Raw genomic sequence first — 18,804 nt, 5'->3', positions numbered from 1 at the left:
CACCCTGCCGGCGCAGAACCACCGAGAGAGCGACGACCACGACGATGGCACTCGACGACCGGTGGCTCGTGGTCGGGCTCGGCAACCCCGGGCCCGGCTACGCCGGCAACAGGCACAACGTCGGGCAGATGGTGCTGGCCGAACTGGCCGACCGTCTGTCCGCCGGCTTCAAGAGCCACCGCACGAACGCGACGGTCGCCGAGGGGCGCACAGCCCCCGGCGGCCCTCGCTTCGTGCTGGCCAAGCCCGCGACCTACATGAACGTCTCGGGCGGTCCGACGCAGGCCCTGTTGCGCTACTACGACCTCGACGTGTCGCGCTTGATCGTCGTCCACGACGAACTCGACATCGACTTCGACACCGTCAAGCTCAAGCACGGCGGAGGTCACGGCGGGCACAACGGACTCCGCGACATCATCGCCGCCACCGGCTCGAACGAGTTCACCCGGGTGCGGGTCGGCATCGGCCGACCCCCCGGCAGGCAGGACGCCGCCGACTTCGTCCTCAAGGACTTCTCGTCGACCGAACGCAGGGAGCTCCCGTTCTTGCTCGGCGACGCCGCCGACGCCGTCGAGATGATCGCGACGGACGGGCTGACGGCGGCACAGCTCAAGTTCCACACCGCCAAGGGCTGAGCGTTCCGAGCGTGACCGACCACGGACGTGGTCGGCGCTGGCGTCGCGGGATCGCTTCGCGATCCTCTGAGCTCCAGCGCGCAACTGAAGTTCCACACCGCCAAGGGCTGAGCAGACCCTTCACCCGGCCAGGTGTCGCCGACAGCGAACCCCGGCCACGGTGTCGGTGGTGCCGCGTAACATCGTGCGGGTGATACTCGCGGGTTTGATCAAGGCGCTCTCGCGCGCCTCCACGTTCTCCGGCGCCCTCGACCGCGCCGCACGCAGCACCGACTTCTCGGTCGTCGACGGCCTCCGCGTGCCGCTGCTGGCCGGCTTGCTCGACCGCCGCCAGGGGCCGCAGGCGATGCTCGTCGTCACGGCGACCGGCCGCGAGTCCGAGGCGGTGCGGGGTTCGCTCGCCAGCTACCTGCCCGAGGCCGAGATCATCGAGTTCCCCGCGTGGGAGACCCTGCCGCACGAACGCCTCAGCCCGAGCGCCGAGACCGTCGGTCGACGCATCCACGCCCTCCGCCGTCTAGCGACCTGGCAGGTCGAGGCGGCCGACTCGCCCGAGACGGTCCGCCCGATCGTCGTCGTGGCCGGGGTCCGGGCCGCCCTCCAGCCCCTCAGCGACAACCTGGCCGAGCTCGACCCGGTGCAGCTGACGGTCGGCGAGCGGGGCCACGACCTCTCGGGCATCGCCGTGCACCTGGTCGACCTGGCGTACGCCCGGGTCGACATGGTGACCCGACGCGGCGAGTTCGCCGTCCGCGGTGGCATCCTCGACGTCTTCCCGCCCACGGCCGAGCACCCGGTCCGCGTCGACTTCTTCGGAGACGAGGTCGACCAGATCCGCCGCTTCTCGGTGGCCGACCAGCGAAGCCTCGACGGTGAGGTCACCTCGGTCGAACTGCCGCCGAGCCGCGAGATGCTGCTGACCGAGGCCGTTCGTCAGCGTGCGCGCGAGATGCAGCACGAGTTCCCGAGCCTGTCCCAGATGCTCGCGAAGATCGCCGAGGGAATCCCCGTCGAGGGCATGGAGAGCCTCGCGCCGGCCCTCGTGCACCGGCTGGTGCCGGTGACGCATTACCTGCCGGCGGGCGCCTCCATCGCGGTGCTCTCGCCCGAGCGCGTCGTGTCACGGGCCCAGAGCCTCGCCGAGACGAACCGCGAGTTCCTCTCCGCCGCGTGGAACGCCGCGACGGCCGGGGCCGAGGCCCCGATCGACCTCGACTCGGGTGACTTCCTCAGCCTGCGCGACCTCCGAGAGGCCGCGGGTGACCGGGCCTGGTTCACCATGAGCGGCTTCGACTCGGGTGAGGTGCTGTCCGACGACGAGGCGGTCGCCTCGGCCGGCGACTACGTGCGCGTCGACGCAGCCGTCGTGCCGAGCTTCAGCGGTCACGCCGAAGGTGCGCTCGAGCACGTCGTCCAGCGCGTCCGCGACGGGTGGAGCGTCGTCGTCACGGCCCGTGGCGTCGGCCTCGTCGAGCGGGCACGGGACGTCCTCGCCGAGCGTGAGGTCGCGGCCCGCCTCGAGGACGCCCTGCCCGAGACCCTCGAACCCGGGGTCGTGCACCTCGTTGCCGGCGGCGTCGAGGCCGGGTTCGAACTGATGGAATCCAAGATCGCCGTCCTCGGCGAGTCCGACTTCTACGGTCGGTCGGCCAACTACGACTCCCGCCAGGTCAAGAAGCTCGCGACGCGGCGCAAGAACGTCGTCGACCCGCTGCAGCTCAAGCCGGGCGACGTGGTCGTGCACTCCACGCACGGCATCGGCAAGTTCCTCGAGCTCACCAGCCGCGAGGTGTCGAGCGGCGGCAAGAACGCCGTGAAGCACTCGCGCGAGTACCTCGTCCTCGAGTACGCGCCCTCGAAGCGCGGCTATCCCGGCGACAAGCTCTACGTGCCGACCGACCAGCTCGACCTGCTCAGCCGGTACGTCGGCGGCGAGGCGCCCTCGCTCAGCAAGATGGGCGGCGGCGACTGGGCGGCCGCGAAGGGCAAGGCCCGCAGGGCCGTCCGCGACATCGCGGTCGAGCTCGTGAAGCTCTACTCCGCCCGCATGGCGAGCAAGGGTCACGCGTTCCCGCCCGACACCCCCTGGCAGCGCGAGCTCGAAGAGGCCTTCCCGTTCGCCGAGACGCCCGACCAGCTCACGACCATCGACGAGATCAAGGCCGACATGGAGCGCCCGATCCCCATGGACCGCCTCCTCTCGGGCGACGTGGGTTACGGCAAGACCGAGGTCGCCGTCCGGGCCGCGTTCAAGGCCATCCAGGACGGCAAGCAGGTCGTCATGCTCGTGCCGACGACCCTGCTGGTCAAGCAGCACTTCGACACCTTCAGCGACCGTTTCGCCGGGTTCCCCGTGCACCTGCGCAGCCTGAGCCGGTTCCAGACCGCGAAGGAGTCGAAAGAGACCATCGCGGGCCTCGGCGACGGCACCGTCGACATGGTCATCGGCACGCACCGGCTGCTCAGCGAGGGCATCTCGTACAAGGACGTCGGGCTGGTCATCATCGACGAAGAACAGCGCTTCGGCGTCGAGCACAAGGACGCGCTGAAGAAGCTCAAGACCAACGTCGACATCCTCGCGATGTCGGCCACGCCGATCCCGAGGTCGCTCGAGATGGCGGTCACGGGCATCCGCGAGATGTCGACGCTCGCCACGCCGCCCGAAGACCGGCATCCGATCCTCACCTTCGTCGGCCCCGAGAGCGACCGTCAGAAGGCCGCCGCGATCCGACGCGAACTGCTGCGCGAGGGGCAGGTGTTCTACGTCCACAACCGGGTGTCGAGCATCAACCGCATCGCCGCGCAGATCGCCGAGCTCGTGCCCGAGGCCCGTGTCGCGGTCGCCCACGGCCAGATGGCCGAGTCGACGCTCGAACAGGTCATGGTCGACTTCTGGGAGCGCAAGTTCGACGTGCTGGTCTCCACCACCATCATCGAGACCGGCCTCGACATCGCGAACGCCAACACGTTGATCATCGACCGGGCCGACAAGTACGGTCTGAGCCAGCTGCACCAGCTGCGTGGTCGCGTGGGTCGCGGTCGCGAACGTGGCTACGCGTACTTCCTCTACGACGCCGACAAGCCGTTGAGCGAGACCGCCCAGGACCGGCTCGAGACCATCGCGGCCAACAACGAGCTCGGTGCGGGCATGCAGGTGGCCCTGAAAGACCTCGAGATCCGCGGGGCCGGCAACCTGCTCGGTGGCGAGCAGTCCGGCCACATCGCCGGCGTCGGCTTCGACCTCTACCTCCGCATGATCGGCGAGGCCGTCAGCTCGTTCCGCGGCGACGTGGCCGAGGGGCAGACCGAGCTGCGACTCGAGTTGCCGGTCGACGCCCACGTGCCCGAAGAGTACGTCGAGAGCGAGCGCCTGCGTCTCGAGGCGTACCAGAAGCTCTCGACGGCGAGCTCGCCCACCTCGACCGACGACCAGATCGACGCCGTCCTCGACGAGCTCACCGACCGGTACGGCGAGCCCCCGGCACCCGTCCTGGCGCTGATCGAGGTGTCTCGCCTCCGACGTGCCGCCCAGAAGGCCGGGCTCAGCGAGGTCGTGGTCATGGGCAGCAACCTGCGGGTCGCCGGCGTCGACCTGCCCGACAGCATGCAGGTGCGGCTGCAGCGCATGTACCCGGGCGCCCGCTGGTTCGCCCAGGCGAACGCCGTCAGCGTGCCCTTGCCCAGGGCGCACGGGCAGGCGCCGACCGACGACGAGCTGATCGTCTGGGTCGAACAGCTGCTGTCGGCGATCTACTCGGCCCCGGTCGCGCGCCCCGCGACCGACACGGCGGCGGCGAACTGAGCGTGCCGGTCGGGCGGGGTCCGGGCTCCACACCCCAGGAGGCGCGAGGCGGTCGCGAGCCCGGGGCGGGTGCCGCGATCGACGAACTCGTCGGCGTGGTCGACGCCCTCCTCGCCGACGAGGGCGGTTGCGCCTGGAACCGGGCCCAGACGGCCGAGTCCCTCGTGGCCTACCTCGTGGAGGAGACCTACGAACTCGTCGAGGCGATCGAGGACGGCACCCCCGACGACGTGCGGGAAGAGCTCGGGGACGTGCTCTATCAGGTGGTCTTGCACAGCGCCCTCGCCGCGCGCGCCTCCTCGGGCTCGTTCGACCTCGGCGACGTCGTCCGTGACGTGAGCGCGAAGACGGTGCGGCGGCACCCGCACGTGTTCGGAGCCGACCAGGCCGCCGACCTCGACGACATCGTCCGCCTGTACTCGGCGGCCAAGGCGCGGGAGAAGGCCCGGCGGACGAGTGCGTACGACGGCCTGCCCCCGGGGCAGCCGGCTCTCGCGCGGGCCCAGAAGCTCGATGCGAAGCGGGCGGCGACCGGTGCGGCCCGGCCGTCGCCCGCCGTCCCGAACGCACCCGTCTCGCCGTCCACCGACGACGGCGAGGGGGCGGTGCGGTCGGTGCCGGCGACCGAGCTCGCCTGGGGGCGTGCCCTGCTCGCTCAGGTGGACGAGGCCGGCGACCGTGGCATCGACGCCGAGCGTGCGCTGCGGGCGGCGGTCCGGGAGCGCGAGGCGATGCTGCGCCGCGACGAGCGCGACGAGCGCGGCGAGCACGGCGAGTCTGGGGAGCGCGGCGCCGCGACCGCACCGAGCGAAGGAGACACGACGGACGAGGTCGCGGCGGGTCGCTCTGACCGGGACGAGCAGGTGCCCCCTCAACCCGAATGAGGGGGCACCCCGGCGCCGCCTGCTCAACCCGAATGAGCGGCGAGCCGTCGCTCGACCACCGGACCACGAGGCCCAGGGGCGTCGTCCCGGCCGGTGTGCGAGTGGTGTTCTCAATGTAGAGGACGAGTGTTGACATGTCAAAGGCCGACATGTCGGTCCACCGTCGAGGTGACCCGTGAGGTGCCCGTCGAGGTGCCCGACGAGGCGTCGGTGCGGGGTGTCGGAGCCGTCACGGATCGGCCGGTCGGCCACGACAGACGTCTGTTATGGTCCACTACGACGACGGCGATCGCGCAGGGCGAGTCCGAGTCGTCGGCACGAAGGAGCGGCATCATGCCTCGCAAACCCGACCCCACCCGCAAGCCCGAACTCCTCGGGCAGATCCTCGAACACCTCCGAGGTCGCTCGCTCGCCACCGTGTCGTTCCGGACCCTGGCCGAGGCCCTCGGGGTCAGCACCTACGTCTTCGTCTACCACTTCGGCAACCGCGCCGAGCTCATCGCCGAGATCGTCCGAGCGGTCGTGGCCCGCAACGACGCGCTCCTGGCCGTCGAGGTCGCCGATCTCGACTCGGAGGCGTTCTCGAAGCACCTCGCGAAGGTGTGGCACGACGTGTCCACCGAGCGCGGTCGTGACCTCCACCGGCTCGAGCTCGAAGCCGCTCTGCTCGAGACCGTCGCCGGTGAGACGGGAGGCACCGCGCAGAAGGCGGTCGGGCGCTGGGTCGACCACGTCGCCGCCTGGGCGACGGCGAGGGGTTCGGCGACGGCGGATGCGAAGGTCGCGGCCCGCGTCTTCGTCGACGCCCTGTTCGGACTGCAGTACGACGCCATCGTCTCGGGCGAGGGTCGTCGGACGTCGGCCGCCTACAAGCACGCCGTCGAGACGTTCGTCACGAGCGTCCCTCAGGGTTGACCCCTTCAGGTCCCGCCACCCGTCGCTCGTCGCTCGGGTCGATCGCTGCGGGCCCCGCCACGTGTCGCTCGAGGCGGAACCGGGCCGAGCGCCATGCGCCCGGCCCGGCCCGGGCCCTCGCCGCAGGGAAGGGAGGGCCTCGAGGTGGGATCGACACGCAACCCGATTCGCGTCGACCACCCAGGAAGACCATAACGTAGAATGTGACATGCCCGCAACTCCGCTCGCGTGTTCGAGGGCGGGTCTCTCTGGGAGGATGTCTCCATGCCGAATCCCGTCACCCCGCCGCGCGGCATGCGCGATCACCTCCCTGCCGACAAGAGGCGTCGTGAGGGCGTCCTCTCGGTCATCCGCGGCGTCTACCGTTCGTACGGCTTCGACGAGATCGAGACGCCCGTGGTCGAAGAGAGCTCGCGCCTCCACTCGGGTCTCGGCGGCGACAACGAGAAGCAGGTCTTCGCGGTCCTGAAGCGGGGGCTCGACCTCGACGACGTCCGGTCGGCCGAGAGCGTCCTCGGGCTCGCCGACCTCGGTCTCCGCTTCGACCTGACGGTTCCCCTCGCGCGGTTCTACGCCTCGCACCGGGCCGAGCTCCCCGCGGTGTTCCGGTCCGTGCAGATCGCGCCGGTGTGGCGGGCCGAGCGGCCGCAGAAAGGGCGTTACCGCCAGTTCGTCCAGTGCGACATCGACGTGCTCGGCGAGGCGGGTCCGCTGGCCGAGATCGAGCTGATCCAGGCGACGACCGCCGTGCTCGACGCCCTGGGCCTCACCGGCACGACGATCCGCGTGAACGACCGGCGCATCCTGCTGACCCTGCTCGCGCACTGGTCCGTGCCCGCGGCGCTCACCGACCAGGCGCTGATCGTGGTCGACAAGCTCGACAAGATCGGCGTCGACGGCGTCGTCGCCGAGCTCGTCGCGCTCGGCGTGACCACCCCCGATCTCGCCGAGGCGCTCGCGGGCCTGGCCGACGCGTCGTGGCAGACCGGCGAGGGCGACGCCGCCCCGTGGCTCGACCGTGCGGCCTTCGCCGACCTGGTGGCCCTCCGCGACGCCCTGCCCGGAGCCACCCTCGAGTTCGACCCGACCCTCGTCCGCGGCATGGGCTACTACACCGGCACGATCTTCGAGATCGCCCACCCCGACGTCCCGTACTCGCTGGGGGGCGGGGGTCGCTACGACGGCATGATCGGGCGCTTCCTCGGCAGCGACGTGCCCGCGGCCGGCTTCTCGCTGGGCTTCGAGCGCCTCGTCGACCTGGTGACGCTCGCGACCGACGACGACGAGGGCCTCGCGCTGGTCTACGACAAGAAGGTCGAGCCGGTCGAGCTGCTCGCCCTGCAGCGCGACCTGCTGGCGGGCGGCGAGCGACGCGTCCGCCTCGAGAAGCGGGCCAAGAACTTCACCAACCAGCTCGACGGCCTGGCTGCCGCCGGCTTCGGTCGGTTCGTGACCGTCCGGGGTGGCGAGTCGGTCGCCGACCTCGAGGTCCGCACCATCGGCTGACCACCGCCGTCGGCTCCCCGCCACGAACCAGGGCAGGAGGCGCGGCTAAGCTGGGCCGCGGACCTCGCGTCCCCAGACGAACGACTACTAAGGAGCTCTCCAGTGGCAGCAATCGACGCCGTAGGCGCCCGCGAAATCCTCGACTCGCGGGGCAACCCCACCGTCGAGGTCGAGGTCTTGCTCGAAGACGGGACGGTGTCGCGTGCGGCCGTCCCCTCCGGTGCATCGACCGGGGCCTTCGAGGCCTACGAGCTGCGCGACGGCGACGAGAGCCGGTACCTCGGCAAGGGCGTGCTCAAGGCCGTCGCCGCGGTCATCGACGAGATCGGCCCCGAGGTCGAGGGCCTCGACGCCACCGACCAGCGCCTGATCGACCAGGCCATGATCGAGCTCGACGGCACCGACAACAAGAAGCGCCTCGGCGCGAACGCCATCCTCGGCGTCTCGCTGGCCGTCGCCCGCGCCGCGGCCGACTCGGCCGACCTGCCGCTCTTCCGCTACATCGGCGGGCCGAACGCGCACACCCTGCCGGTGCCGATGCTGAACGTGATCAACGGCGGCTCGCACGCCGACAGCAACGTCGACATCCAGGAGTTCATGATCCTGCCCGTCGGCGCGTCGTCGTTCGCCGAGGCCCTGCAGTGGGGTGCCGAGACCTACCACGCCCTCAAGAGCGAGCTGAAGGCCAAGGGCCTGTCGACCGGCCTGGGTGACGAGGGCGGCTTCGCGCCGAACCTCGACAGCAACCGTGCCGCCCTCGACCTCCTCGTCGAGGCCATCACCAAGGCCGGCTTCACCCCCGGCAAGGACCTCGCCCTGGGCCTCGACGTGGCCTCGAGCGAGTTCTACGCCGACGGCAGCTACACCTTCGAGGGCGAGAAGCGCGACTCGGCGTTCCTCGCGAACTACTACGCCGACCTCGTCGCGTCGTACCCCCTCGTCACCATCGAGGACCCCCTCGACGAAGACGACTGGGAGGGCTGGGCCCACCTCACGAGCGAGATCGGGTCGAAGACGCAGATCGTCGGCGACGACCTGTTCGTCACCAACCCCGAGCGTCTCGCCAAGGGCATCTCGGCCGGGGCCGCGAACTCGATCCTCGTCAAGGTCAACCAGATCGGCACGCTGACCGAGTCGCTCGACGCCGTGGCGCTCGCGCAGCGCAGCGGCTACACGACGGTGCTCTCGCACCGTTCGGGCGAGACCGAGGACACCACGATCGCCGACCTCGCCGTCGCGACCGACGCCGGCCAGATCAAGACCGGCGCTCCGGCCCGCAGCGAGCGCGTCGCGAAGTACAACCAGCTCCTCCGCATCGAAGAAGAACTGGGCGACGCCGCCGTGTACGCCGGGTACGGCGCCTTCCCGCGCTTCTCCGCCTGACGCCACCCGCGCCTCCTCGGGGCCCGTCCCGCTCGTGCGGGGCGGGCCTCCGTCGTTCCCCCAGAGACGTCGTTTAGGCTCGTGGCATGCCCCGTGAGACCTGGAACCGCCGTGTGCCGGTGACCCTGCCGGCCAGCGAGACGCCGACGGGCCACTGGCTGCGCAGCATCCGGTTCTCGGGCTTCAGCGTGCTGATGCTGGTGATCCTCGTCATGTTCGTCGTCATCCTGGCGCCGTCGTTGCGCACCCTGATCCAGCAGCAGCAGCAGATCGCCGCCCTGCAGGACGACGTGCGGCAGCAAGAGCAGTCGGTGGACGAGCTCAAACAAGACGTGGCCCGGTGGAGCGACCCGGCGTACATCGAGGCGCAGGCCCGAGACCGCCTGCTCTACGTCTACCCGGGCGAGTACAGCTACCTCGTCATGGGCGACGACGCGACGGAGGCGCCGGGCACGGCTCCCGGCACCGGCACGACGATCAGCGATTCGCTCCAGACGCCCCAGGTCGACTGGGTCGCGGCGATGACCTCCTCGGTCCTCGACGCGGGCCTGAGCGACGAACCCGCGACCGAGCTCGTCGCCCCCGACATCAGCGGCAGCCAGGTGCCCGCCCCGACCTCCGACCAGACAGGCGGCACGCCGTGACCAGGCCACCCTTCGACCCCGTGACCGACGACGACGTCCGTGCGGTGACGGCCCAGCTCGGCCGTCCGGCGCGCGACGTCATCGGCATCGCCGCCCGCTGTGCCTGCGGTGCGCCGACGGTCGTCGCCACCAAGCCGCGGCTGACCGACGGCACGCCGTTCCCCACGCTGTACTATCTGTGCCATCCCGGTGCCACCGCCGCCGTGTCGACCCTCGAGGCCACCGGCGTGATGGCCGAGTTCACGGCCCTGCTCGAGAGCGACCCCGACCTGCGGGCGCGCTACCTCGCCGCCCACGAGTCCTACCTCGCCGACCGCGAGAGCATCGAGCACGTCGACGAGATCGACCACGTGACGGCCGGGGGCATGCCCGAGCGGATCAAGTGCCTGCACGCCCTCGTCGGCCACGCACTGGCCGCCGGGCCGGGCGTCAACCCGTTCGGCGACCTGGCCCTCGAGCGCGCGGCGTGGAGCCCCGACGTGTGCCGTTGCCCCGACCGCTCCGCGGGTGAGCCGGCGACGGCGGTCGTCGACGTCGCGGGTGGGGGAGCCTGACGCTCGTGCGTCGCTCCGGGGGGTTCGTCGCGTTCGTGGTGCTGGGGGCGCTCGTGGCGGCCGTCGTACCGGCCGCGTCGGCCTCGGCCGACCAGGTGCGTGACGCCGAGTACTGGCTCTCCGACTACGGCATCGAGCGGGCCTGGCAGACGACGCGGGGCGCGGGGACGACCGTTGCCGTGATCGACACGGGCGTCGACTCGTCCGTGACAGAACTGCAGGGCGCCGTCGTCGGGGGCACGGATGTGTCGGGGCTCGGCTCGGCCGACGGTCAGACACCGGTCGGCGACGACCCGAACCACGGCACCCTGGTCGGGTCGATGGTCGCCGGCCGTGGCACGGGTCCCGGCGACGGCGTCATCGGGGTCGCACCCGAGGCCGACCTGCTCTCGGTCTCGGTCGGCTTCGGAGCGTCGGCGGTCGACTCCGACGACCAGATCGCCCGGGCCGTCCGCTGGGCGGTCGACGCCGGGGCGGACGTCATCAACATGTCGCTGACCCGGAACACCCTCGACTGGCCGACCAGCTGGGACGACGCCTTCCTCTACGCCATGGACCACGACGTCGTCGTCGTCGCGGCGGCCGGCAACCGGGGGAGCGGGACGACCGAGGTCGGCGCACCGGCGACGATGCCGGGCGTGCTGACGGTCGCCGGCGTCGACCGAGCGGGCACGGCGAGCTTCGACGCCTCGAGCCAGGGCATCACGATCGGCGTGGCCGCCCCGAGCGAGGACCTCGTCGGAGTGGGCCCCGGCGACGTGCACTACAGCTGGAGCGGCACGAGCGGCGCGACGCCCCTGGTGGCCGGCATCGTGGCCCTCGTCCGCAGCGCCCACCCCGAACTCGACGCCGACGACGTCATCAACAGGGTCGTGGCCACGGCCACCCCCAAGGGAGACTCGACCCCCGACCCCCTGTACGGCTACGGGCTGGTCGACGCCGCCGCCGCCGTGACGGCCTCGGTGCCCGCCGTCGACGCCAACCCGATGGGCGACCTGTCCGAATGGATCAGGGTGCACCGTCGCGCCGACGTGCCCGCGCCCTCGGCCCAGGCGACGAACCCGACGGACGAGGCCCCCGTCCCGACGCCGGTGCCCGATCCGGGTCAGCCCCTGGCCGTGTTGCTGCCCACCGTCGAGACCATGCGGTCGACGGGCATCCCCCTCATCGTCCTCGCGGTCTTCGGCGGGGCGGCGACCCTGGTCGTCCTCGGTGCGGTCCGTCAGTTCAGGCGGGCGCGGCGCTCGGGGTAAGGTCGTCTGCGACACCCCCACCTCAAGGAGACATTCGCCGTGCCCAAAATCCTGATCGTCGGCGGCGGCTACGCCGGTTTCTACACCGCCTGGAAGCTCGAGAAGTGGCTGCGCGCGGGCGAGGCCGAGGTCACGATCGTCGACCCGCTGCCCTACATGACGTACCAGCCCTTCCTGCCCGAGGTGGCGGCCGGGTCGATCGAGCCGCGTCACGCCGTCGTGGCCCTCCGTCGTCACCTCAAGAAGACGAACGTGGTCACGGCCAAGGTCACGGGCGTGGACCACGCCTCGAGGACCGCCACCATCACCCCCGAGGTGGGCGATGCGTGGACTATGGAGTACGACCAGATCGTCATGACGGCGGGCGCCGTGTCGCGCACGTTCCCGATCCCGGGCGTAGCCGACGAGGCCATCGGCCTCAAGACCATCGAAGAGGCCGCGGCGATCCGCGACAAGGTCCTCACGAACTTCCAGAAGGCCGCCAACCTGCCCGCCGGTCCCGAGCGGGACCGCCTGCTGACCGTCGTCGTCGTGGGTGGCGGCTTCGCCGGCATCGAGGTGTTCGCCGAGCTCCGCAGCTTCGCCAGCGACCTGCTGAAGAACTACCCCGACCTCACCATCGACGACACGCACTTCCACCTCGTCGAGGCGATGGGCCGCATCATGCCCGAGGTCTCGCTCGAGACCAGCCACTGGGTGCTCAAGAACCTCGCCGAACGTGCCGCCACCGTGCACCTCGACACGCAGCTGCAGTCGGCGGTGGGCGGCAAGATCGAGCTCTCGACCGGAGAATCGTTCGAGTCCGACCTCATCGTCTGGACGGCCGGGGTCATGGCCAACCCGATGGTCCGGGGCACCGACTTCCCGCTCGAGCAGCGTGGACGCATCACCGTGAAGGCCGACCTCCGCATCGTCGACGGCGAGACCGTCGTCCCCGACGCCTGGGCCTGCGGCGACGTCGCGGCCACCCCCGACCTCACCGGCAAGGGCGTCGGCGGCTTCTGCGTGCCGAACGCCCAGCACGCCGTCCGCATGGGCAAGCGCCTCGCCAAGAACATCGTCGCATCGCTCCGCGGCGAGGGGCTCGTGGACTACAAGCACGAGAACCTCGGCGCCGTCGCCGGTCTGGGCCTGAACGTCGGTGTCTTCCAGAGCGGAAAGTTCGCCATGAAGGGCTTCCCGGCCTGGGCGGCCCACCGCGGCTACCACGGAATGGCCATGCCGTCCTTCGAGCGGAAGTTCCGCGTCGTGGGCGGTTGGTGGAACAACTTCTGGCTGGGACGCGACATCGTCTCGCTCGACAACCGCGAGCGCCCTCGTGCGGCGTTCGAGGAGTTCGCCTCGCGGCCGAAGCCGGCCGTCGAGACGCCGGCCGGGGCTCCGGCCGCGGCTGTGGACGCCGGCGCGGGTCAGCCGGCCGGCGAGGCCGGACCCGCCTACGCGAACCCGGTCGAGGACGACGGCACGGCGAAGAAGGGCACGGCCGAGGGGGGCGACGCCGCCTCGAAGCCCGCCCGCAAGGCGCCGGCCCGGAAGCCTGCCGCCGAGTAGGTCCTCGCCGACCGACGGTCGAACGTCACGACGACGCCCGCTCGCTGCCCTGCAGCGGGCGGGCGTCCGTGTCTCGTAGGCTGGTCGTTCCGGGCCCCCGTAGCCCAATCGGCAGAGGCAGGCGACTTAAAATCGCTTCAGTCAGGGTTCGAGTCCCTGCGGGGGCACGCCCTCCGACGCGACGCGACGTGAGGGGCGGGGTCACCGCCCCACCCACCGCCCGTGGACGTCGGCAATTCCGGAATCCGACGCGCTCGTGTGGCGGATCTCGGGCGGGGTGCGTCGATCTCCGGAGTCGCCGACGGCCGCGGCACCCGTCTGCCGCGCCACGATCAGCTGACGGGCGTCAGGCGCCCGCCGCATCGTCCTCGACGAAGGTCGTCCAGAGCCAGACCGCGAGGCAGAGGCCGGCGAGCACGACGGCGGCCACGACCGCCCCGCCCACCGGGAAGGACGACGAGGGACCGCCCGCCAGCACCGCTGCCGCCGTGCCCACGCCGACCACCGTCACGCCCACGTGCACGGGCCGGGACCAGTCCCAGAGGTGTCGGCCCGGCAGCGTCCCCAGCGGGACCAGGGCGAGGACGAGCGAACCCAGTCCGGTCAGGCACACGGTCGCACTGATCTCGAGGCCCAGCTCGGTCGCGAATCCGCCGCTGCCCGGCAGGGCTCCGTGGACCGCCCAGGCCACGGCCGACAGGACCACCAGGGCTCCGACCTGCACGAGGGCCGACAGCCCGTCCTCGCGAGCGTCGGGCTCGGCGGCCCGACCGTGGCGCGACGTCGGCGACGCCACGAGGCCACCGACGAGCACCACCCCGAGCACGAGGGGCGGGTCGAGGCCGAGCACCCGGGTGACGGCGCACGCGACCACGGCGACGAGGAGGAGGTGTGGCGAGATCCGCACGCGAGGCACGCGCCCCAGCAGCCGGGACGTCACGAGGGTCGGCAGCACGACGGCGAGGACGTTGACCAGGGCGACCCCGACGAGGATGCCGGCGAGGAGGCGTGCGGAGCGGACCTCGCCGTCGAGGCCTGCGGCGAGTCCCACGACGGCCGCGCCGGCGGCGACGGTGAGCGCGGCGGTCAGGCGGGGGTCGACCTGCCCGGTCGAGAACGAGGTGGGCGGCTCCAGGCGCCTGTTCCGGCCCGTGAGGCGCAGGCCGCGACTCGGGAGCCGACCTCGCAGGGCGGTCGCGAGCAGTCGTGCGGGCCCCACGACGAGGAGGACGAACGCCACGGCGAGCCCGACGGCGAGCAACCAGCCGGTGCCGGCCGTGGCCTGCCCGACGGTCGGCAGATCACGGCCGAACGTCGTCGCCGCGGCCCACGATCCTGCTCCGGCCGGGGTGTCGGCCTGCCCTGAGTCGCCCCCGCCCGGGCTGCCGCCACCCGGCGCGTCGGCGTCGCCGTCCCCTGGAACGGGCGCCACGGTCGACCCGGCCCCCGGGTCCGACGGCACACCCGGACCCGCCGTCGCCCCCGGCCCGGTCGGCGGCGCCGGGGAGGCCGACGGACCGGGAGGCGCGGGTGACGACGCCGAGGACGCCACGGTGACCGAGACACCCGCGCTGGGCGGCCCCACGTTGACCGCCGCGTCGATCTGGGCGGCCTGCACGAGATGCGTGCCCTCGGCCAGGGCGGGGTCGGACGACGTGCACCGCCACGAACCGCCGACCACCGACGCCTGACAGACGGGGGTGCTGTCGACGTACGCGGTGACCGTGGCTCCGTCTTCTCCCGTCCCGGCGACGACGAGGGGCTGGGTCGTGACGCGGTCGCCGTCGCGCGGGGTGACGACGACGGGTGCGGCCGGGGCGTCACGGTCGATCGTGACGGTGGCGTCGGCCGAGGACGCCGAGTGCGGGACCGCCGGCACGGACGCGGAGCTCTGCGTCGCCCGCAGCGTGTAGCGCCCGGTGGGCCAGGTCGAGGCGGGGAGCACCACCGACCAGGCGCCTGTTCCGTCGGCCGACGCCGAGACCGCTGTCGCGCCTCCTTCGATCGTGACCCGGGCACCGGGGTGGGCGGCTCCGCCGACCTTGCCGCCCAGGGCGGGCCCGCCCCGGACGGTCGGGGGACCGAGCACCGAGAACGGGGCGCTCACCCCGTCGCCGACCACGGTGGAGTGGGTGACGTCGCGGACCGTGAGGGTCTGGTCGGCGCCGTTCTCGAGCGTCACCGGGCACGACCACGCGGCGGGACTCGTGGCGTCGGCGGGCACGGCGACCTCGCACAAGGCACGGCTGGGGACGCGCGGGTCGAGCACCCGCAGGGTGGCGCCGGGCGTGCCCGTGCCACCGACCACGACGTCGTTGACGTCCTGGTCGCCGACGTCGCGGATGGTCGGGGCGACCGGCTGCGGCCCGGGCTGGCCGAGCGACGGCTCGGGCGTCGGCGTGCCCGAGGGGTCGCTCGCCGCCCGGGCGACCGCGCCCGCCGACAGGGTCATCGAGAGGCCGAGCAGGACGGCGGCGATCGTCGACAGGGCACGTCGCCCCCGGCGGGGCGCACGCACGGAGCGTCCGACGACGGGGGCCGGCGGACGCATCGATGGCGGGGTCGGTGACTCGAACACTGTCACCCATTCAGCACGGTCACGGGGTACAAGTCAATCGGTCGCGGGGAGGAGGTGTCGTGACGCGGCCTCGTCGTGAGTTCGCTCGGAGAAGTCCCGGACGACAGGGACCCCCCATGCGGCCCATTTATAGTGTCCCTCGGACCCCCGACCACCCGAACCAGGTGGCGGGCGACCATCGGGCGCCTCGTCGCCACCGGTCCACACCCTAGGAGTGACACGTCATGCAACCGGCCACGATCGGCATCCTGGTAGCAGCAGGCATCATCGTCCTGCTCGCGGTCATCATCGGCATCTACCTCTGGGCCACCTACAACTCGTTGGTGACGCTCAAGGTGCGCGTCGACGAGGCCTGGAGCGACATCACGGTCCAGCTCAAACGCCGCGCCGACCTCATCCCCAACATCATCGAGGCCGTCAAGGGCTACGCGTCTCACGAGTCGTCGGTGTTCCAGAACGTGACCGCGGCCCGCGCCGAGACGATCGGTGCCGGCACCCCCGCCGAGGCGTCGGCTGCCGAGGGGCACATGCAGACGGCGCTGAAGAGCATCTTCGCCGTCGCCGAGGCGTACCCGCAGCTGCAGGCGAGCCAGAACTTCTTGCAGTTGCAGTCCGAGCTCGTCGACACCGAGGACAAGATCCAGGCCGCCCGCCGCTTCTACAACGGCGGGGTGCGAGAGTTCAACACGAAGAACAGGGTCTTCCCCAACTCGCTCTTCGCCAAGAGGCTCGGGTTCACCGAGCGCGACTTCTTCGAGGTCTCCGAACCCTCGGCCATCGCCGAACCGCCCCGCGTCCAGTTCTGACCGGTCCTCGCAGGATCTCGTCGAGACCATGTACTCAGCGATCTCACGCAACAAACGCAACACCGTCCTCATCGTCCTGATCTTCCTCGTGATCGTGGGGGCCCTCGGCTTCGCCGCGAGCGCGATCTGGAACAACGGATCGATCGGGTTCCTCGTCCTCGGGGGCGCGGCCGTGTACGCGCTCGTCCAGTACTTCGCCGCGAGCGGCCAGGCCCTGTCGATGAGCAACGCCCAGCAGGTGGACGGCACGACCGCCCCGCGCCTGTACCGGACGGTCGAGAACCTCAGCATCACCATGGGCATGCCGATGCCGAAGGTGTACGTGGTGGTCGATCCCGCCCCCAACGCGTTCGCCACGGGGCGCGACCCCGAACACGCCGTCGTGGCGGCCACGACGGGCTTGCTCGAGATCATGGACGACGCCGAGCTGCAGGGTGTGATGGCCCACGAGCTCGGTCACGTCAAGAACTACGACATCCGCGTCTCGACCATGGTCTTCGGCCTCGTGGTCGCCGTCGGGTTTCTCGCCGACGTGCTGCTGCGCATGTCGTTCTTCACCTCCCTGACCGGCGGCAACCGCAACTCGAACGCCGGCGGTGGCGGAGGGGGCAACCCGGTGTTCCTCGTGCTCGGCCTCGTGGCCGTGATCATCGCCCCCCTCGCGGCGGCAGGCGTCCAAGCCGCCGTCTCACGCCAGCGCGAGTACCTGGCCGACGCCACCGGCGCCCTCACGACGCGGTACCCCGAGGGTCTCGCGCGAGCCCTCGAGAAGCTCGGGGCGGCCGGTCGGCCCATGCGCCAGCAGAACACGTCGATGTCGCACCTCTGGATCAGCGACCCGATGAGACCCGGCGTGATGGACCGCCTCTTCAGCACCCACCCGCCGCTGAACGACCGCATCGAACGGCTGCGACGGAACGCCGGGACGTTCTAGTCGGAATCGTCGCCCTCGACGGGACCGGAGGCGGCCGGTCGGAGGGCGTCGGCCAGGTCGCCGCGCTCCTCGACCTCGATCGAGGTGAGCCCCTGCCACGCTGCGGCACGGCGGAGGGTGGTCGCGAGCAGGTCGACGTCGATCGCGAGGTCGCGCTCACGCCAGGCGGACCGGACCCGGAGGACGCCCGCCTGCCGGTCGCTCTTGAGGTCGACGCGCCCGACGAGCTGGTCACCCTGGAGGACGGGCAGCACGTAATAGCCGTGGACGCGTCTCTCGCGGGGCGTGTAGATCTCGATGCGGTAGTGGAACCCGAAGAGCCTCTCGGCTCGTGGTCGGTGCCACACGACCGGGTCGAACGGCGACAGCACGGCGTCGGACTCGAGCCGCCGGGGCACGCGCGCGTCACGGTGCAGCCACGCCGTCGAGCCCCAGCCGGGGACGACGACGGGCTCGACCACGCCCTCGTCGTGCAGCTCGCGGAGCGCGGGCACGACGTCGGCCGTCTTGAGACGGAAGTAGTCGGCGAGATCGGACGTCGTGGCGACCCCGGAGGCGCGGGCGGCGTGGGCCACGAGTCGCCGGTGGGATTCGTGGCGGTCGACGTCGACGGCCAACACCTCGTCGGGGAGCACCTGCTCGGGCAGGGCGTAGACCCGCTCGAACCGTCGCCGCCCCGCGCTCACCAGGGCACCCGTGCGGAACAGCGACTCGAGGCCGCGCTTCACGTCGCCCCAGCCCCACCACGGGCCGGTGCGGTCGGGCCGGGGGAAAACCGCGGCGTCTGCCTCGACGAGGCTGGCCGGAAGGGGGCCCTTGTCGCGGATCTCGTCGAGCAGCCAGCGCTCCATGCGGGGACTCGTCGACAACCACGACGAGGCGTCACCCCGCCACTTCGCGTCGTGGTCGCGCATCCTGAAGCGGAACAAGGGCCAGGTCGCGACCGGCACGATCGCCGCCTCGTGCGCCCAGTACTCGACGTACCGGCCGCGGGGAGCGAAGGTCAGGCGGTCGAGGGTCGCTCGGTCGTACGAACCGAGACGCGCCAGGGCCGGCAGGTAGTGGCTGCGTTCGAACACGTTCACCGAGTCGATCTGCAGCAACCCCAGTCGATCGACGAGGGAGTTCAGCTGGCGGGTGCCCGGGCGCACCCCGGCGTCGACGGGGCGACCGAACCCCTGCGCCGCGAGGGCGACACGACGGGCCTGGGCGGGGGAGAGCTGCTGACGGGGCACGCGGACGACTGTACCGACGGCCACCGACGGGGCCGCGCCTCCTGGTCGTCGTCTCGTCCCCGGGGGCTGCATGCCCTCAGCGGCATGTGGACGGGTAGGTGGGGCGGCTCCGAGGGCCATAAAC

The 18,804-nt window shown here is 71.6% G+C and carries 14 protein-coding genes and 1 tRNA gene; 13 read left to right on the top strand and 2 right to left on the bottom strand.

The features are described 5' to 3' along the window. Positions 1–44: 44 nt before the first annotated feature. The 11 genes from pth to AC3CCI_RS03290 all read left to right on the top strand — a co-directional run bounded on the left by pth (position 45) and on the right by AC3CCI_RS03290 (position 13,294). Complete coding sequence (pth, locus tag AC3CCI_RS03340; protein ID WP_354593621.1) at positions 45–635, top strand: aminoacyl-tRNA hydrolase; 591 nt, start codon at positions 45–47, stop codon at positions 633–635. Positions 636–825: 190 nt separating this feature from the next. Then, positions 826–4,437, top strand: coding sequence for a transcription-repair coupling factor (gene mfd, locus AC3CCI_RS03335; protein ID WP_354593620.1), 3,612 nt, complete (start codon positions 826–828; stop codon positions 4,435–4,437). Between the two features lie 95 nt (positions 4,438–4,532). After that, the gene (locus AC3CCI_RS03330; RefSeq protein ID WP_488628096.1) at positions 4,533–5,321 is read left to right on the top strand and encodes a MazG nucleotide pyrophosphohydrolase domain-containing protein; all 789 of its coding nucleotides are present in this window, start codon (positions 4,533–4,535) and stop codon (positions 5,319–5,321) included. A gap of 333 nt (positions 5,322–5,654) precedes the next feature. Continuing rightward, positions 5,655–6,236: a TetR/AcrR family transcriptional regulator gene (locus AC3CCI_RS03325; protein ID WP_488628095.1), complete on the top strand. Its 582-nt coding sequence runs from the start codon at positions 5,655–5,657 to the stop codon at positions 6,234–6,236. 264 nt (positions 6,237–6,500) lie between these two features. Beyond that, the gene (gene hisS / locus AC3CCI_RS03320) at positions 6,501–7,742 is read left to right on the top strand and encodes a histidine--tRNA ligase (RefSeq protein WP_488628094.1); all 1,242 of its coding nucleotides are present in this window, start codon (positions 6,501–6,503) and stop codon (positions 7,740–7,742) included. A gap of 102 nt (positions 7,743–7,844) precedes the next feature. Further along, complete coding sequence (eno, locus tag AC3CCI_RS03315; RefSeq protein WP_354593616.1) at positions 7,845–9,125, top strand: phosphopyruvate hydratase; 1,281 nt, start codon at positions 7,845–7,847, stop codon at positions 9,123–9,125. 86 nt (positions 9,126–9,211) lie between these two features. Beyond that, a complete protein-coding gene (locus tag AC3CCI_RS03310) occupies positions 9,212–9,769 on the top strand; it encodes an FtsB family cell division protein (protein WP_488628093.1) in 558 nt (185 codons plus the stop codon). Continuing rightward, a complete protein-coding gene (locus AC3CCI_RS03305) occupies positions 9,766–10,323 on the top strand; it encodes a DUF501 domain-containing protein (protein ID WP_354593614.1) in 558 nt (185 codons plus the stop codon). The genes AC3CCI_RS03310 and AC3CCI_RS03305 overlap by 4 nt, the downstream gene beginning before the upstream one ends. Positions 10,324–10,328: 5 nt before the next feature. Then, positions 10,329–11,576, top strand: a complete 1,248-nt coding sequence (locus tag AC3CCI_RS03300) for a S8 family serine peptidase (RefSeq protein ID WP_488628092.1) — start codon at positions 10,329–10,331, stop codon at positions 11,574–11,576. A gap of 39 nt (positions 11,577–11,615) precedes the next feature. Next, positions 11,616–13,127, top strand: a complete 1,512-nt coding sequence (locus tag AC3CCI_RS03295) for an NAD(P)/FAD-dependent oxidoreductase (RefSeq protein WP_488628091.1) — start codon at positions 11,616–11,618, stop codon at positions 13,125–13,127. Positions 13,128–13,220: 93 nt separating this feature from the next. Beyond that, a tRNA-Leu gene (locus tag AC3CCI_RS03290) sits at positions 13,221–13,294 on the top strand. 179 nt (positions 13,295–13,473) lie between these two features. Here AC3CCI_RS03290 and AC3CCI_RS03285 read toward each other — a convergent pair. Then, the gene (locus AC3CCI_RS03285; protein WP_488628090.1) at positions 13,474–15,645 is read right to left on the bottom strand and encodes an Ig-like domain-containing protein; all 2,172 of its coding nucleotides are present in this window, start codon (positions 15,643–15,645) and stop codon (positions 13,474–13,476) included. A gap of 284 nt (positions 15,646–15,929) precedes the next feature. On the opposite strand from AC3CCI_RS03285, the gene AC3CCI_RS03280 reads away from it, so the two are divergent. Together AC3CCI_RS03280 and AC3CCI_RS03275 are read left to right on the top strand one after the other, a co-directional pair. Next, positions 15,930–16,511 carry a LemA family protein gene (locus AC3CCI_RS03280; RefSeq protein WP_354593610.1) on the top strand — a complete coding sequence of 194 codons (582 nt, stop codon included), beginning with the start codon at positions 15,930–15,932 and terminating at the stop codon, positions 16,509–16,511. A 28-nt stretch (positions 16,512–16,539) separates the two neighbouring features. Continuing rightward, entirely contained in the window at positions 16,540–17,445 is a 906-nt protein-coding gene (locus tag AC3CCI_RS03275) for a M48 family metalloprotease (RefSeq protein WP_488628089.1), read from the top strand. On the opposite strand, the gene AC3CCI_RS03270 is transcribed toward AC3CCI_RS03275, so the two are convergent. Further along, positions 17,442–18,680 carry a winged helix-turn-helix domain-containing protein gene (locus tag AC3CCI_RS03270; protein ID WP_488628088.1) on the bottom strand — a complete coding sequence of 413 codons (1,239 nt, stop codon included), beginning with the start codon at positions 18,678–18,680 and terminating at the stop codon, positions 17,442–17,444. The two genes, AC3CCI_RS03275 and AC3CCI_RS03270, sit on opposite strands and share 4 nt — an antisense overlap. Positions 18,681–18,804: the final 124 nt, after the last annotated feature.

The sequence above is a fragment of the Frigoribacterium sp. CF331 genome (genome assembly GCF_057787905.1).
Note: the sequence above shows the minus strand (reverse complement) of the source record. Positions and strands in the feature narration are given on the sequence as shown.